This is a genomic window from Modestobacter sp. URMC 112 (assembly GCF_053502575.1).
Genome location: NZ_CP199957.1, coordinates 407,421 through 422,703, shown reverse-complemented (window position 1 = coordinate 422,703; position 15,283 = coordinate 407,421). Strand labels below are relative to the sequence as shown.

At 75.2% G+C, this 15,283-nt stretch carries 14 protein-coding genes and 1 riboswitch; of the genes, 8 read left to right on the top strand and 6 right to left on the bottom strand.

The genetic code is table 11. The features are described from left to right. Positions 1–26: 26 nt before the first annotated feature. Positions 27–2,348: a transketolase-like TK C-terminal-containing protein gene (locus ACWIX6_RS01955; protein WP_448615166.1), complete on the bottom strand. Its 2,322-nt coding sequence runs from the start codon at positions 2,346–2,348 to the stop codon at positions 27–29. A gap of 111 nt (positions 2,349–2,459) precedes the next feature. On the opposite strand from ACWIX6_RS01955, the gene ACWIX6_RS01950 reads away from it, so the two are divergent. Further along, a complete protein-coding gene (locus tag ACWIX6_RS01950) occupies positions 2,460–3,374 on the top strand; it encodes an SCO6745 family protein (RefSeq protein WP_448615165.1) in 915 nt (304 codons plus the stop codon). Positions 3,375–3,483: 109 nt separating this feature from the next. On the opposite strand, the gene ACWIX6_RS01945 is transcribed toward ACWIX6_RS01950, so the two are convergent. From ACWIX6_RS01945 to ACWIX6_RS01935, 3 genes are all read right to left on the bottom strand, one after another. Next, positions 3,484–4,503, bottom strand: a complete 1,020-nt coding sequence (locus ACWIX6_RS01945; RefSeq protein WP_448615164.1) for a zinc-dependent alcohol dehydrogenase — start codon at positions 4,501–4,503, stop codon at positions 3,484–3,486. Continuing rightward, on the bottom strand, positions 4,503–5,033 hold the full coding sequence (locus ACWIX6_RS01940) for a DinB family protein (protein ID WP_448615163.1): 531 nt from the start codon (positions 5,031–5,033) through the stop codon (positions 4,503–4,505). The genes ACWIX6_RS01945 and ACWIX6_RS01940 overlap by 1 nt, the downstream gene beginning before the upstream one ends. Positions 5,034–5,146: 113 nt before the next feature. Then, entirely contained in the window at positions 5,147–5,416 is a 270-nt protein-coding gene (locus ACWIX6_RS01935; RefSeq protein ID WP_448615162.1) for a DUF2277 domain-containing protein, read from the bottom strand. A gap of 117 nt (positions 5,417–5,533) precedes the next feature. Here ACWIX6_RS01935 and ACWIX6_RS01930 point away from each other — a divergent pair, with 117 nt between their 5' ends. Further along, the gene (locus tag ACWIX6_RS01930; RefSeq protein ID WP_448615161.1) at positions 5,534–6,658 is read left to right on the top strand and encodes an NDMA-dependent alcohol dehydrogenase; all 1,125 of its coding nucleotides are present in this window, start codon (positions 5,534–5,536) and stop codon (positions 6,656–6,658) included. 158 nt (positions 6,659–6,816) lie between these two features. Here ACWIX6_RS01930 and ACWIX6_RS01925 read toward each other — a convergent pair whose 3' ends face one another. Continuing rightward, positions 6,817–7,998, bottom strand: a complete 1,182-nt coding sequence (locus ACWIX6_RS01925) for an acyl-CoA dehydrogenase family protein (RefSeq protein WP_448615160.1) — start codon at positions 7,996–7,998, stop codon at positions 6,817–6,819. Positions 7,999–8,155: 157 nt separating this feature from the next. Between ACWIX6_RS01925 and ACWIX6_RS01920 the strand changes: the two genes are divergently transcribed. The 5 genes from ACWIX6_RS01920 to ACWIX6_RS01900 are packed head-to-tail and all read left to right on the top strand — an operon-like array spanning position 8,156 to position 12,666. Continuing rightward, entirely contained in the window at positions 8,156–9,220 is a 1,065-nt protein-coding gene (locus ACWIX6_RS01920; RefSeq protein WP_448615159.1) for a FecCD family ABC transporter permease, read from the top strand. Continuing rightward, entirely contained in the window at positions 9,217–10,308 is a 1,092-nt protein-coding gene (locus ACWIX6_RS01915; RefSeq protein ID WP_448615158.1) for a FecCD family ABC transporter permease, read from the top strand. The genes ACWIX6_RS01920 and ACWIX6_RS01915 overlap by 4 nt, the downstream gene beginning before the upstream one ends. Further along, positions 10,305–11,147: an ABC transporter ATP-binding protein gene (locus ACWIX6_RS01910; RefSeq protein ID WP_448615157.1), complete on the top strand. Its 843-nt coding sequence runs from the start codon at positions 10,305–10,307 to the stop codon at positions 11,145–11,147. The genes ACWIX6_RS01915 and ACWIX6_RS01910 overlap by 4 nt, the downstream gene beginning before the upstream one ends. A gap of 59 nt (positions 11,148–11,206) precedes the next feature. Beyond that, on the top strand, positions 11,207–12,139 hold the full coding sequence (locus ACWIX6_RS01905) for a mechanosensitive ion channel family protein (RefSeq protein ID WP_448615156.1): 933 nt from the start codon (positions 11,207–11,209) through the stop codon (positions 12,137–12,139). Then, entirely contained in the window at positions 12,136–12,666 is a 531-nt protein-coding gene (locus ACWIX6_RS01900) for a hypothetical protein (RefSeq protein ID WP_448615155.1), read from the top strand. The genes ACWIX6_RS01905 and ACWIX6_RS01900 overlap by 4 nt, the downstream gene beginning before the upstream one ends. Positions 12,667–12,673: 7 nt before the next feature. Here the strand turns inward: ACWIX6_RS01900 and ACWIX6_RS01895 are convergent, their stop codons facing one another. Then, positions 12,674–13,702: a zinc-binding dehydrogenase gene (locus ACWIX6_RS01895; protein WP_448615154.1), complete on the bottom strand. Its 1,029-nt coding sequence runs from the start codon at positions 13,700–13,702 to the stop codon at positions 12,674–12,676. 110 nt (positions 13,703–13,812) lie between these two features. Next, positions 13,813–13,928: riboswitch (SAM riboswitch) on the top strand. 43 nt (positions 13,929–13,971) lie between these two features. Here ACWIX6_RS01895 and ACWIX6_RS01890 point away from each other — a divergent pair. Further along, positions 13,972–15,264 (top strand): bifunctional o-acetylhomoserine/o-acetylserine sulfhydrylase, encoded by a 1,293-nt coding sequence (locus ACWIX6_RS01890; protein WP_448615153.1) that lies wholly within the window; start codon positions 13,972–13,974, stop codon positions 15,262–15,264. The last annotated feature ends 19 nt before the right edge of the window (positions 15,265–15,283 follow it).

Genomic DNA, 15,283 nt, shown 5'->3' with positions numbered 1-15,283 from the left:
AGGCGTGGGGGGCAGGGGGTCCTCACTCAGTCGACGAGGTCGAGGGCGGCGCCGATGATCGTGTCGGCGTCCAGGCCGTGGTGCCGGTAGACGCTGTCCAGGTCCCCGGACTGCCCGAACCGGGTGACGCCCAGGTGCGTCCCGCGGACCTGGTGCACCCCGGTCAGGAACGCCAGGGTGTGCGGGTGCCCGTCCAGCACGGTGACCATCGGGGTGGCGCGGGGGTGCGGGAACACGGTGTCGAGCACGCCGGTCGGGGCGTCGTCCAGACCCCGCCGGGCCTGCAGGGCGCGGAAGAGCAGCCCCGGGCTGGTCACGCAGACGACGTCGGCCGGGAACCCCAGCTCGCCGAGCCGGTCGGCTGCGGCCAGCGCCTCGGGGAGCACCGCGCCCATCGCGACCACGGTGACGGCGGGCCGGTCGGCGCGGCGCAGCGCGTAGGCACCGGACACCACCTGCCGACGGCGGCGCTCCCGGGCGGCGGGGTCGGTCGGCACGCCCGCGAGGGCCTGGTCGACCGGGCGGGTGGACAGCCGCAGATAGGCCGAGCCGCCGTCCGGGCGGCCGAGCCGGGCCATCGCGGCCAGCAGGCACCACTCGGTGTCCAGCGCGAACGCCGGCTCGTAGGTCACCACGCCGGGCTGCTCCAGCCCGATCGACGGGGTGGTGATCGACTGGTGCGCGCCGCCCTCCGGGGCGAGCGTCACCCCGGACGGCGTACCGACCAGGATCGACTGCCCGCCGGCGTAGACGCCGAACGACCACGGCTCCAGCGCCCGGGCGACGAACGGGTCGTACATGACCCCGATCGGCAGCAGCGGCTGCGACCAGCGGCTCCAGGTGGCGCCGAGCTCGCCCATCAGCCCGACGAGGTTGGTCTCGGCGATGCCCAGCTCGACGTGCTGGCCGCTGGGCCGCTCGCGCCAGTGCAGGATCGTCTCGGGGTCGTCGGAGAACCAGTTGTGCCGGTCCTCGGCCGACCAGACCCCCACCTTGTTCACCCAGCCGCCGAGGTTGGTGCTGGAGCTGACGTCCGGGCTGACGGTGACCACCCGCGCCCCCACCTCGGGCGCGGCCCGGTTCAGGTCCAGCAGCGTGCGCCCCAGCGCCGCCTGCGTCGTCGCCGTCCCCGACGGGGTGCGCCCCAGGTCCGTCGGGACGGCGGGTGCGGGGGCCCCCTCGTGCTCGGTCCGCCGGAGCCGGGCCGCCGCGGCGGCCAGCAGCTCGGCCGGGGCGCTGCCGGCGGGGAACCTCGCCCACGGGTCGCTCGGGTCGACGCCGACCCGGGCGGCCAGCTCGCCGAGCTGGGCCTCGGTGAGCAGCGCGGAGTGGTTCTGCGGGTGCCCCTCGGTGGCCAGGCCGTAGCCCTTGAGCGTGTAGGCCAGCACGACGGTGGGCCGGGTGTCGTCGATCGCGGCGAACGCGGCCCGCAGCGCGGCCAGGTCGTGCCCGCCGAGGTTGCGGACGGCGGCCACGAGGTCGTCGTCGCCCACCCCGGCGATGAGCTCCGCGACCGCCGACGCCCCTGGTCCGTCGCCGGGCAGCTGCGCGCGCAGCTCGGCCGCGTCGCGGCGCAGCATCCGCTGGTACTCCGGGTTGGTCATCTCGTCGATCCGGCCGCGCAGCTCCGCGCCGCCGGGGCGGGTGAACAGCTCCTCCAGCAGCGCCCCGTACTTGACCGTGAGCACCTGCCAGCCGGCCGCGGCGAACATCCCCTGCAGCCGGGTGGCGCCGAAGGTCGGGACGACGCGGTCCAGCGACTGCCGGTTGTAGTCGACCACCCAGACGACCTCACCGAGCTCGGCGACCATCGGGTCGAGCACGGCCTCCCAGACCGCGCCCTCGTCCAGCTCGGCGTCGCCCACCAGCGACCACTGCCGGCCCGCGCCGCCGGTGCCGAACTGGGTGTTCACGTAGCGGCGGGCGATCGCCCCCCAGACCGGGGCGGTGGCACCGATGCCGACCGACCCGGTCGAGTAGTCGGCCGGCACCGGGTCCTTCAGCCGGCTGGGGTAGCTCTGCAGCCCGCCGAACTCCCGCAGCGTGGTCAGGTAGCGCCCGTCCAGCTGACCCAGCAGGTACTCCAGGGCGTGCAGCACCGGCGAGGCGTGCGGCTTGACCGACACCCGGTCCTCGGCGCCCAGCTGCTCGAGCCACAGCGCGGTCATCAGCGTGACCATCGACGCGCTGGACGCCTGGTGGCCGCCGACCTTGAGCCCGCTCGGGTTGGGCCGCACCCGGTTGGCGTGGTCGACGATCGCCGTGGCCAGCCACAGCACCCGCTGCTCCACCTCGCGCAGCGCCGCGTCCTCGGTGCGCGTCCCGGCAGGGACCTGCGTCAGGGTCATGCGGACAGCATGACGACGTCGGGCAGGCCGCGCCGCCCGACCTCTGGGTGCACGGGCTTGTGGTGCGCGCCACACTGTCGGGCGTCGTCGACCACCGACCGGGAGCCGAACGTGGACTACGCCGAGCTGCAGGCCGCCTTCCTGACCGAGCCCGCCCCCGGGCGGGCCGCCCCCCGGGTGCCAGAGGGCCCCGCCCGCCGGCTGCGGGACGCCGCCGAGCCGATCGCCACCGTCGGCTTCTGGGGACGCCCGGCCTACGACGCGCTCGAGGAGCTGGGCCTGGAGTTCCTGACCGGGTACGTCTGGGCGCGCACCGCCCCGATGGGCGAACCGACCGCCCCGGTCGTGGTGGCGGCGTTCGGCGTCTTCGAGCCGGGCCTGGTCACCGGCCTGTACGAGCAGGCGAGGGGGCTGTGCACCCGGGAGCAGGTGCTCGCCGCCCGCGAGGCCGGCGCCGTCGCCTCGCTCCACCAGCTGCTGCCCGACGTGCCCGCGGAGGAGGTGTCGGCCGCGGCCGACCGGCTGCGCCGGGCGACCGACGTCGCCGCCGAGGACGTCGCCGGGCGGCCGCTGTTCGCCGGGCTGGCCTCGCTGCCCTGGCCCGCGGACCCGTTCGGCCGGCTGTGGCACGCCGCCAACCTGCTGCGCGAGTACCGCGGCGACGTGCACCAGGCGGCCAACGTCGCGGCCGGCCTCACCGGGCTGCAGATGAACCTGGTGACCGAGTACTGGCTGGGGTGGGAGCCCACCGCCTACGCCGGCACCCGCGGCTGGTCACCCGAGGCCATGGCCGCGGCCGACGCCGACCTGGTCCAGCGCGGCTGGGTGGCCGACGGGGCGCTCACCCCCGAGGGGCAGCGGCGCCGGGACGAGGTCGAGGCGGCGACCGACGCGGCGATGGACCGGGTGCTCGCCCCGGTCCGCGACGAGCTGCCCGACCTCACCGCGCGGCTGGACCGCTGGTCGGCCGCGATCCTGGCCGGCGGCGCGGCCCCGCCGGACGTCTACAAGCGCGTCAGCGGGTAAGGACCCCCGTTCCCCTCATCCCTCGCTCCGCTCGGGACGAGCCTCTGAACGGGGGCCATGCGCCGGGACTCGGCGCGAGCTTGCGAGTGCCGGGGGGCGAGGGGGTCCTTCACGGTTCCAGGAGGACCTTGATGGCGCCGTCGCGCTTGGTAGCGGCCACCTCGAAGGCCTCCGGGGCGTCCTCGAGCGGGAAGCGGTGGGTGACCAGCGGGTCCAGGTCGACCCGGCCGGTGCGGATCAGCTCCAGGGACCGCTCGTACTGGCCGCGTCCCCCGTTGCCGCCGATGCCGTAGACGGTGAGCGTCTTGAGCATCATCGGCACGACCGGGATGCCGGGCAGGTCGTTGGCGTAGCCGATGAAGGAGGCCTTGCCCTCCTTGCGCACCAGGTCGATCACCGACGCGGTGGCCGCCGGAGCGCCGGAGGTCTCGACGACGACGTCGGCGCCCCGCCCGCCGGTCAGCTCCCGGACCCGGTCGACCAGACCGTCGTCCCGGCTGTCCAGGCAGGTCGTGGCGCCGAAGGCGCGGGAGACGGCGAAGACCTCGTCCCGCACGTCGGTGACGAGCAGCTGCCCGGCACCGGACAGCGCGGCCAGCCGGGCGACCGCCAGCCCGATCGGCCCCTGCCCGAGCACCAGCACCGTGTCGCCCAGGGCGACCTGCAGCCGGTCGACGCAGTTCAGGCCGACGGCGAAGGGCTCCAGCAGCGCCGCACCCCACAGCGGGACGCCGTCGGGCACCGGCACCAGGTTGACCCGCGGCACCGCCACCAGCTCGGCGAAGCAGCCGTCGGACCACAGCCCCATCAGCTTCTTGTTCGGGCAGTCCAGTGACGGACCGTTCCCGCACGCGGGGCAGGTGCCGCAGGGCAGCGACGGCTTGACCGCGAACTGCCGCCCGACCAGCGACGGGTCGACGCCCTCCCCGACGGCGACCACGGTGCCGGCGAAGTCGTGGCCCGGGACCCGGGGGAACGGCGAGTCGATCCGGCCCTCGAACTGGTGGGTGTCGGTGCCGCACAGCGACGCCACGTCGACGTGGACGACGACGTGCAGCGGACCCGGCTGCGGGTCCGGGCGGTCCTGGACCTCCACCCCGCCCACCCCGGTGAGCACCACGGCGCGCATCAGGCCGCGCCGTCCCCAGCGGAGGAGGTGTCGAAGCGGGCGGGCAGCCGGCCGCGGGAGCGGAGCACGTCGTGCAGCTGGTCGCGGTGGTGCGCCACGTGCCCGACGACGATCGGGAGCCACTCGGCGACGGTCCGGCGGCCCAGGGTGGTGATGTCCACCTCGCGGGCCAGCAGCTCCTCGGTGTGCATCGGCAGCGTGGTGAGCATCGTCCGCCGCAACGAGGCGATCTTGTCGGCGGCCTCGGCGGCGGTCGGGGGGACGGCGCCGATCGCGTCGTGCCCGATCTCCTCCCGGTAGAAGGAGTCCAGCTGCGGGTCGGCCTGCAGGCGGGCCACGTCGCCCACCCACAGCAGCCCGGCCAGCGTCATGTGGCTGACGATCGTCGCGCCGGTCCAGCCGCCGCCGGGGTCGGCCCGGTGCAGGTCGGCGTCGTCGATGGTGCGCAACAGCTCCTCGACGCCGGTGAGCGTCTCGTCGGCGATGCGGGTCTGCTCGGCCACCAGCGGCGGCACATCGGGAGCGGACACGGGGGTCTCCTCGGCGGACGGTCGGGCGCCGGTGCCCGACGGACGCAGGGAAAGGTAGGGCCCGACCTATCGCTGCGTCCAGACCGCCCGGACGACGTCCGATCGGCCCGGGGTCAGCGCGCGTAGCGGGCGGCGGAACGCTCCCGGGCCTGCGCGGCCAGCACCTCGCGGTCCCGCGGCGGCGCGCTGGTGACCAGGTCGTCGAGCAGGTGCCGGGTGGCGTGCGCGACCTCGGCCACGGCCCGCTCGAAGGCCGCCTGGTTGGCCTGGGACGGCTTGGCGGAGCCGCTCACCTTGCGCACGTACTGGAGGGCGGCGGCGTGCACCTCGTCGTCCGTCGTCGCCGGCGCGAGGTTGTGCAGCACGTGGATGTTCCGGCACATGGTCCGAGCCTAAGAGCTGTGCGACGTGACCGGCGTCACGATCGGCGCCGTCACCCCCTAGGCTCCCCGTGCCCGGCACTGGCACTGAGTGCCACGAACTCGACGGATGGAGCGACGATGCCCCTGACGACCCGCGCCTCGATCATGCGCAAGGCCCCCGGCACGTACGAGACGGTCGAGGTGGAGCTCGACGACCCACGCCAGAACGAGGTGACCGTCAAGCTGGCGGCCTCGGGCCTGTGTCACTCCGACGACCACATAGCGACCGGCGACATCATGGTCGGCCACTACCCGATCTGCGGCGGCCACGAGGGCGCCGGTGTGGTCACCGCGGTCGGCCCGAACACGTCCGGCTTCGAGGTCGGCGACCACGTCGTCTTCTCGTTCCTGCCCGCCTGCGGCCGCTGCCCGTCCTGCGCCCGTGGCGACTTCAACCTCTGCGACACCGGCGCCAACACGCTGGTCGGCTCCCGCGCCGACGACCCGACCAGCTTCCGGATGAAGCTGGACGGCGAGGACGTCGGCCAGATGGCCGGCATCTCCACCTTCGCCGAGTACACGACGGCGCACGTCGACTCGGTCGTGAAGATCCCGAGGGACATCCCGCTCAAGCAGGCCGCGCTGATCGGCTGCGGCGTGCCCACCGGCTGGGGTGCCGCGGTGAACTCCGCCAACGTGCAGCCCGGGGACGTCGTCGTCGTCATGGGCACCGGCGGGGTCGGCGTCAACGCCGTCCAGGGCGCCCGGCACGCCGGCGCGACGACGATCATCGCCGTCGACCCGGTCCCCTTCAAGCGGGAGAAGGCCCAGGAGTTCGGCGCCACCCACGCCTTCGAGGGCATCGAGGAGGCCACCGCCTACGCCCAGTCGATCACCAACGGGCAGGGCGCGGACTCGGCCATCATCACCATCGGCGTGGTGACCGGTGACCACGTGGCCCAGGCGATGGCCGCCATCCGCAAGGCCGGCACCGTGGTGGTCACCGGGGTCGGGAAGATGACCGACATCGGCGCACCGGTCTCGCTGTTCGAGCTGACCATGATGCAGAAGCGGATCCAGGGCTCGCTCTACGGCGAGAACAGCCCGCACGACATCATCCCGAAGCTGCTGCGCATGTACCAGGCCGGTCAGCTCAAGCTCGACGAGCTCATCACCCGCGAGTACACGCTGGACCAGATCGCCGAGGCCTACGAGGACATGCACGCCGGGGTGAACATCCGCGGCGTGGTCGTCTACGACTGACGAAGGACCCTGGTGCCCCCCACGCCTCGCACGCTCGGCGCGGGGCCCTGCACCAGGGCCTGACAGCCACCGTGCTGGGTGCCCCCCACGCCTCGCACGCTCAGGCGGAGGGCCCCTGCACCAGGGCCTGACGGCCCGGGACGCGACGTCCCGGGCCGTCAGGCCACGGGTGGGGCGGCGACCGTGCTGGCCGCCGTCCCGCCCTTGGCCAGGGCGCGGCTGATCACCAGCCGCTGGATCTGGTTGGTGCCCTCGAAGATCTGCATCACCTTGGCCTCGCGCATGTACCGCTCGACCGGGAAGTCACGGGTGTAGCCGTAGCCACCGAGCACCTGGACGGCGTCGGTGGTCACCTTCATCGCGTTGTCCGTGGCCACCAGCTTGGCGATCGAGGCCTCCCGGCCGTAGGGCAGCCCGGCGTCCCGGCGGCGCGCGGCGGACAGGGTCACCGCCCGGGAGGTCTCTACCGCCGCGGCCATGTCCGCCAGCAGGAACGCCAGCCCCTGGTGCTCGATGATCGGGACGCCGAAGGTCTCCCGCTCCTCGGCGTAGGCCAGCGCGTCGTCCAGCGCGCCCTGCGCCAGCCCGGTGGCGACGGCGGCGATCCCCAGCCGGCCGGCGTCCAGCCCGGACAGCGCGATCCGCATCCCCTCGCCCTCGGCGCCGAGCCGGCGGTCGGCGTCCACCCGGACGCCCTCGAACCGCATCGTCGCCGTGGTGGACCCGGTGAGGCCCATCTTCCGCTCCGCCGGGTCGGCGGACAGCCCGGCGCTGTCGCCGGGCACCAGGAAGCAGGAGATGCCCCGCGACCCCTCGCCGGTACGTGCCATGACCTTGTAGAAGTCCGCCTGCCCGCCGTGCGTCGTCCAGGCCTTCTCGCCGGTCAGCACGTACGCGTCGCCGTCCCGGACCGCCTTGGTGCGCATCGCGCCCGGGTCGGAGCCGGCGTGCGGCTCGGACAGGCAGTAGGCGCCCAGCAGCTCGCCGCCGAGCATCTCCGGCAGCCAGCGCTGCTGCTGCTCGGGGCTGCCGACCGTCGCCAGGCCGAAGCAGGACAGCCCGTGCACGCTGACCCCGACGGCGACGCTGGCCCAGACCGCCCCCAGCTCCTCGAGCACCTGCAGGTACACCTCGTAGGGCTGGCCGCCGCCGCCGACGTCCTCCCCGTAGGGCAGCCCGAGGAGCCCGGCCCGGCCCAGCGTGGTGAACACGTCCCGGGGGAACACCTCGTCGGCCTCGGCCGCCGCGACCCGGGGCGCGAGCTCCTCGCGGGCCAGCTCGCGGGTGAGGTCCAGCAGGTCGGCGGCCTCCTGGGTGGGGACGAGACGCTGCACGGGCACGGGGCACCTCCGCGGACGGTCGGGACGACGCCGTCCCGGTCCCGCACGAGGGTAGGCAGTCCGCCGGCCACTGGGGACGGCGGCCGGGTGGGTAAGGTGAGCCTAACCAGCCCGGCCGAGCCCTGACGGCCGGCGCACCCGCCTCCAGGAGCCGCCCGTGTCACCGCGCACGGCCACCCGGCCCCGGACGGCGACCCCGGCACCGCCGCGCGGCCTGCTGCGCGGCACCGGCGCCCGGGCGACGGGCGTGTGGCTGCTGCTGCTCCTGGTCCTCGCCGTCTGCGTGCTGAGCATCGCCGTGGGCACCCGGTCTATCGGGCTGGGCACCGTCTGGCAGGCGCTCTCCGACCCGGCCACCCCCGGGGACGACGCCATCGTGGTCCGCCAGCTGCGCGTGCCGCGGACCGTGCTGGGGCTGCTGGTCGGCCTGGCCCTGGGCGTCGCCGGCGCGCTGATGCAGGGCCACACCCGCAACCCGCTGGGCGACCCCGGCCTGCTGGGCGTGACCGCCGGGGCCTCGCTGGCCGTCGTCCTGGCCATCTCGCTGCTCGGCGTCACCGACCCGGCCGGGTACGTCTGGTTCGCCTTGATCGGCGCCCTGGCCGGCACCGTGCTCGTCTACGCCATCGGCTCGGCGGGCCCGGGCGGGCCCACCCCGGTCACCCTCGCCCTGGCCGGCTCGGCACTGTCCGCGCTGCTCTACGCGCTGGTGCGGGCGGTGCTGATCGGCGACCAGCAGGCGCTGGACTCCTTCCGGTTCTGGGTGGTCGGCGCGCTGGCCGGCCGGGGCGCGGAGGTGGCCTGGCAGGTCGGCCCGTTCATCGCCGCCGGGCTGCTGCTGGCCGTGGTGAACGCCCCGGCGCTGAACCTGCTCGGGCTGGGCGAGGACGTCGCCCGCGGGCTGGGGCAGCGCATCTGGCTGGCCCGGGTGGTCGGGCTCGCCGCCATCACCCTGCTGGCCGGCGCGGCGACCGCGGCCTGCGGGCCGATCGCCTTCGTCGGCCTGGTGGTGCCGCACGCGGTGCGCGCGCTGACCGGCCCCGACCACCGCTGGCTGGTCCCCTGCTCGGGGCTGGCCGGCGCGGCCCTGCTGCTCGCGGCCGACGTCGTCGGCCGGGTGGTGGCCCGGCCCGGCGAGCTGCAGGTCGGTATCGTGCTCGCGCTGATCGGCGCCCCGTTCTTCATCGCGCTGGTCCGTCGCCGCCGGACGGCCGCGCTGTGAGCGTCGCCGCGCCGGCGCGGCCGGACACCCCGTACCGGTCCGGGACGGTCGTCCGCATTGGCCCCGCCTCGGGCATCGTGCGGTGGCGCGCGCTGGCCGTCCCCGCCGGGGCCCTCGCCGTCCTGGTGCTGCTGTCCGCGGTCGGTCTGGGCCGCGGCGACTTCCCGATCGGCGTGGCCGACGTGCTGCGTACCCTGGCCGGGCTCGGGGAGCGCAGGCAGGAGCTCGTCGTCCTCCAGCTCCGGGCGCCGCGGACCGCCGTCGGCGTGCTGGTCGGCCTGGCGCTCGGGGTGGCCGGTGCGCTGTTCCAGACCTTCGCCCGGAACCCGCTGGCCTCGCCAGACACCCTCGGCATCACCCAGGGCGCCTCGGTCGGGGCGGTGGCGGCCATCGTGCTGAGCGCCGGGGCCGGCGGCGTGGGTGGCGGCATCGGCGGGCTGGCCGTCCCGCTGGCCGCGCTGCTCGGCGCGCTGGCCGCCGGCCTGCTGCTGTTCGGGCTGACCTGGCGGGCCGGCATCGACGGACACCGCCTGGTGCTGGTCGGCATCGCCCTGTGGTCGATGGCCGCGGCGCTCACCGACTGGCTGCTCACCAACGCCGAGATCAACGACGCCGCGTCGGCCTACGTGTGGATCACCGGGTCGCTCAACGCCCGCACCTGGGAGCACGCCGTCCCCCTGGCCCTCGCCCTGCTGGTGCTGCTCCCGCTCGCCCTGGCGTGCAGCCGGGTGCTGGGGGTGCTGCAGTTCGGCGACGACACCGCCCGCGGGCTGGGGGTGCGGCTGCCGCTCGCCCAGGCGGCCGTCGTCCTGGTCGCCGTCGGCTGCGTCGCCTCCGCCGTCGCCGCCGCCGGGCCGATCACGTTCGTGGCGCTGGTCGTGCCGCAGATCGCCGTCCGGCTGGCCGGCGGGTCCCGCCCGCCCGTGCTGGCCTCCGGGCTGCTCGGCGCGGTGCTGGTCGTGGGCGCGGACCTGCTGACCCGGACCGTGCTCCCCGACACCCTGCCCGTGGGCATCCTCACCGCCGTCGTCGGCGCCCCCTACCTGCTCTGGCTCCTGGTCCGCGGAAGGCGGCGATCCACCCTGTGACCGCTCTGGACACCCCCCGCACGACCGCGCCGGTGCGGCTGGCCGCCGACGGCGTCCGGCTGGCCTACGGCGACCGCGTCGTCGTCGACTCGCTCGACCTCTCGCTGACCGACGGCTCGTTCACCGCGATCATCGGCCCCAACGGCTGCGGCAAGTCCACCCTGCTGCGCGCCCTGGGCCGGCTGCTGCGCCCCACAGCCGGCGCGGTGCTGCTGGACGGCCGGGCGATCACCGCCACGCCGACCCGCGAGGTGGCCAAGGTGCTCGGCCTGCTGCCGCAGACGCCGCTGGCACCGGAGGGGCTGACCGTCGCCGACCTGGTCGCCCGCGGCCGGCACCCGCACCAGAGCTGGCTCCGGCAGTGGTCCTCGGACGACGCCGCGGTGGTCGCCGAGGCCCTGGCCTGGACCGACCTGTCCGAGCTCGCCGACGCCCCGGTGGACGCGCTGTCGGGCGGGCAGCGCCAGCGCGCCTGGATCTCCATGGCGCTGGCCCAGGGCACCGACCTGCTGCTGCTCGACGAGCCGACCACCTACCTGGACCTCGCGCACCAGGTGGACGTGCTGGAGCTGATCTCCCGGCTGCACACCGAGCGGGGCCGCACGGTGGCCGTCGTGCTGCACGACCTCAACCTGGCCGCCCGCTACGCGCAGCGCCTGGTGGCGATGAAGGACGGCGTGCTGGTGGCGGCCGGGACGCCGGAGGAGGTCCTCACCGAGCGCCTGCTGGCCGAGGTGTTCGAGCTGGAGGCCCGGGTCCTCCCCGACCCGGTGACCGGGACGCCGATGGTCGTGCCGGTCCGCCGGCTGCGCGACGGGCGGACCCCGTCCTCCTCCTGAGCGCCGCAACGGGGCCCCGTGACCTCGGTGGCGGCGGTCACGGGCCACACTGGACGGCGATGGAAACCCTCGCCATAGCCCCCGTCAGCGACTTCGTCGACTGGGCCCGCGACCGCGGGCTCCAGGTCCTGCTGATCATCGTCGGGTCGGTGCTGCTGGCCCGCTTCGTCAGCTGGACCGGCCGCCGGATCACCGACCGGATCGACGCGAACGCCAGCGGCTCGGACGCGCTGGTGCGCTCGGAGGCGGCCAAGCACCGGCACTCGCTGACCCAGGTCCTCACCTGGGTGGCCATCGTGCTCATCTACTCGATCGCGGTCTTCTTCGTGCTCGACCGGCTGGGCATCCCGGTGACCGGGCTGGTCGCCCCGGCCACCGTGCTGGGCGTGGGCCTGGGCTTCGGCGCGCAGCGGATCGTCGGGGACGTGCTGGCCGGCTTCTTCCTGATCACCGAGCGGCAGTACGGCTTCGGCGACGTCGTGTCGATCAGCGTCGTCGGCGCCCCGGAGGCCGCCCGCGGCACGATCGAGGACGTCACGCTCCGGATCACCCGGATGCGCTCCGCCGACGGCGAGGTGGTGATCATCCCCAACGGGCAGATCGTCAAGGTGGTCAACCTGTCCCGCGACTGGGCCCGGGCGGTGGTGGACGTGCCCGTGCCCTCGACAGCCGACGTCAACCGGGTGCAGGACGTGCTCCGCGGGGTCGGCCGGCAGGCCTTCGCCGACGAGCGGCTGCACCCGCTGCTGCTCGACGAGCCCAGCGTCATGGGGGTGGAGAGCCTGTCCCTGGACGAGGTGAACGTGCGGGTGGTCGCCCGGACCCTGCCGGGCAAGCAGTTCGAGGTCTCCCGGGACCTGCGCGCCCGGGTGGCGCTGGCGCTGTCCCGGGAGGGCGTCTCGCTGCGGGCCGGAGCGGTGCCCGACGGACCCGGGAGCGTGCAGGACGAGGCGCTGGCCGAGGACCGCGTGCGCAGCGGGAGCCGGGCATGACCGGCCCGTCGGGCCCGCCGACCCGGGCTCTGCCCGCGGCCGCCCCGCCGCCGCCGTCGTCCGAGCCCTCCTCGTCGGCCCCCGCGCCGGCGTCCTTCTGGCGCCAGCGGGTGCCCGCCCGGATCGGCCGGGCCCGCACGTCCACCGTCGTGCTGGGGGTGCTGTTCGTCGTCCTCGCCACGCTGTACGTGCTGGTCCGGCCGGACGTCGAGTACACGACCGTGACCACCGAGACCGGGCAGACGGTCCGGGTGCCGGTGTCCCAGCTCGGCCCCACCACCGAGCCGGCCGAACCGGCCACGCCCACGACCGAGGCCCCGGTGGAGACCGGGCCGAGCGCGGTGCCCACGACCACCGACCCCGCGGAGCCGACGACCTCCCGGGACACGGCCCCGGCCCCGACCACCGCGGAGGAGGAGACGGAGCCCACCGGGACGACGCGGGAGACCACCAGCGAGGCACCGGCGACGACGGAGGAGTCGGCCCCCGACCCGGAGACCCAGGAGACGACCACCCCGACCGGCTGAGCCGGGCTCAGAACCGGGTGACGACGGCGATCCCCGGTTCCCGGCCCACCGCCGCCAGCGCCGGCCCGGCGTCGTCCAGGGACAGTTCCGTGGTGACCAGCAGCTCGGGCCGCAGCCGGCCGGCGGCGATCAGCGACAGCAGCGCCGGGTAGTCCGCCGCGGCCATCCCGTGGCTGCCCAGCACGGCCAGCTCGCGGGCGATGACCAGCTCCATCGGCACCTCCGGGCGGCCGAGCGCCGGGGGCAGCAGCCCCACCTGCACGTGCCGGCCGCGCGGGCGCAGGCAGCGGATGGAGTCGGTGCAGGTGTCCGCGCTGCCGACGGCGTCCAGCGAGACGTGCGCGCCGCCGCCGGTGAGCTCGCCGACGGCGGCCGGGACGCCGTCCGGCCCCCGCACGGTGTGCTCGGCGCCCAGCCGGCGGGCCAGCGCCAGCGCACCGGGGGCGACGTCCACCGCGACCACCCGGGCGCCCGCGGCGACGGCGACCTGCACCGCCGACAGCCCCACCCCGCCGCAGCCGAGGACGGCCACCCACTCCCCCGGGCGCACCCGGGCGACCCCGGTGACCGCCCGGAAGGCGGTGGCGAAGCGGCAGCCCATGCTGGCCGCCGTGGAGTCGGGCAGCTCGGGGGGCAACGCGACCAGGTTGACGTCCGCGGCGTCCAGCGCCACGAGCTCGGCCAGCGAGCCCCAGTGGGTGAAGCCCGGCTGCGTCTGGCGCAGGCACACCTGACCGGCGCCCTCCCGGCAGGGGCCGCACGTGCCACAGGCGCAGACGAACGGCACGGTCACCCGGTCGCCGACCGCCCAGCTCCGCACCCGCCCGCCGACCGCGGCCACCGTGCCGGCCAGCTCGTGACCGGGCACGTGCGGCAGGACGACGTCGGGGTCGTGCCCGGACCAGGCGTGCCAGTCGCTGCGGCAGATGCCGCTGGCCCCGACCCGGACGACGACGCCGTCGGGCGCCGGCGCCGGGTCGGGCACCGACCGGACCTCCAGGGGGCCACCGAACTCCTCGAACACCAGTGCGCGCACGCACCCCAGCCTGCCGTGCGCCGGGACGTGCCCGGCGGCGGACCGGCTCCGGACCCCCGGCGCCCGGGGCCTCTGCGCGGCCCCGCGGGCGCCGTCCTAGGATCACCGCAGCTCACGAGAGGCAGCGACAAGCACCTGGCTGGCTGCCCGGCAACCTCAACTCCGTCTGAGGTGCTCCAGGGGAAGAGCTGGCCGGACGGCGACCGCCGCCCGGCAAGGACGGAGCGTCCTCGCGCCGGAGGCTCCGCGACCCGAGGAGGACCTGGCGCATGACCGAACCCAGCGGCTGGAGCTTCGAGACCCGGCAGATCCACGCCGGCGCGGCCCCCGACCCCACCACCGGCGCCCGCGCGCTGCCCATCTACGCGACGACGAGCTACCAGTTCCGCGACACCCAGCACGCGGCGGACCTGTTCGCCCTGGCCGAGCTGGGCAACATCTACACCCGGATCATGAACCCGACGCAGGACGCGCTGGAGCAGCGGGTCACCTCGCTGGAGGGCGGCGTCGCGACCCTGGCCGTGGCCAGCGGCCAGGCGGCCGAGACCCTGGCGATCCTGAACGTCGCCGAGGCCGGCAGCCACGTGGTGGCCTCCGCGTCCCTCTACGGCGGCACCTACAACCTGCTGCACCACTCGCTGCCGAAGATGGGCATCGAGGTCTCCTTCGTGGAGGACCCCGACGACCCGGAGAACTGGCAGTCCCTGGTGCGGGAGAACACCAAGGCGTTCTACGGCGAGACGATCGGCAACCCCAAGGGCGACGTCCTGGACATCGCCGCGGTCGCCGAGGTGGCGCACCGCAACGGCGTCCCGCTGATCGTGGACAACACCATCGCCACGCCCTGGCTGATCCGACCGATCGAGCACGGCGCCGACGTCGTCGTCCACTCGGCGACCAAGTACCTCGGCGGCCACGGCACCGCGATTGCCGGGCTGATCGTCGACTCGGGGAACTTCGACTGGACCGGGGGCAAGTTCCCCGGGTTCACCACCCCGGACCCGACCTACCACGGCGTGGTCTACGCCGACCTCGGCGCGCCCGCCTACGCCCTCAAGGCCCGGGTGCAGCTGCTGCGCGACCTGGGCCCGGCCATCTCCCCGTTCAACGCCTGGCTGGTCGTGCAGGGCATCGAGACGCTGTCCCTGCGGCTGGAGCGGCACGTCGCCAACGCCCAGCAGGTCGCCGAGTGGCTGGACGCCCGGGACGAGGTCGAGTCGGTGCACTACGCCGGGCTGCCGTCCTCCCCCTGGCACGCCGCCCAGCAGCGGTACGCGCCCAAGGGCGCCGGCGCCGTCCTCGCCTTCGAGATCGTCGGCGGCAAGGAGGCCGGCCAGCGCTTCGTGGAGGCGCTGGAGCTGCACAGCCACGTGGCCAACATCGGGGACGTGCGCAGCCTGGTGATCCACCCGGCCTCGACGACGCACTCGCAGCTGACGCCGGATGAGCAGCTGACCGCCGGCGTCACGCCCGGCCTGGTGCGGCTGGCGGTGGGCCTGGAGGGCATCGAGGACATCCTGGCCGACCTGGAGTCCGGCTTCCGCGCCGCCAAGGGCGCCTGAGGTGGCCGGGGTCCGGGAC

Bases quoted from the DNA above. Each gene is read 5' to 3' on its own strand.
- ACWIX6_RS01955 (WP_448615166.1), bottom strand. From the start codon at position 2,348: ATGACCCTGACGCAGGTCCCTGCCGGGACGCGCACCGAGGACGCGGCG.
- ACWIX6_RS01945 (WP_448615164.1), bottom strand. From the start codon at position 4,503: ATGCGCGCCGTGGTGCTCACCGGGGTGGGCGGGGTGGAGGTCCAGGAC.
- ACWIX6_RS01935 (WP_448615162.1), bottom strand. From the start codon at position 5,416: ATGTGCCGGAACATCCACGTGCTGCACAACCTCGCGCCGGCGACGACG.
- ACWIX6_RS01930 (WP_448615161.1), top strand. From the start codon at position 5,534: ATGCCCCTGACGACCCGCGCCTCGATCATGCGCAAGGCCCCCGGCACG.
- ACWIX6_RS01905 (WP_448615156.1), top strand. From the start codon at position 11,207: ATGGAAACCCTCGCCATAGCCCCCGTCAGCGACTTCGTCGACTGGGCC.
- ACWIX6_RS01900 (WP_448615155.1), top strand. From the start codon at position 12,136: ATGACCGGCCCGTCGGGCCCGCCGACCCGGGCTCTGCCCGCGGCCGCC.
- ACWIX6_RS01890 (WP_448615153.1), top strand. From the start codon at position 13,972: ATGACCGAACCCAGCGGCTGGAGCTTCGAGACCCGGCAGATCCACGCC.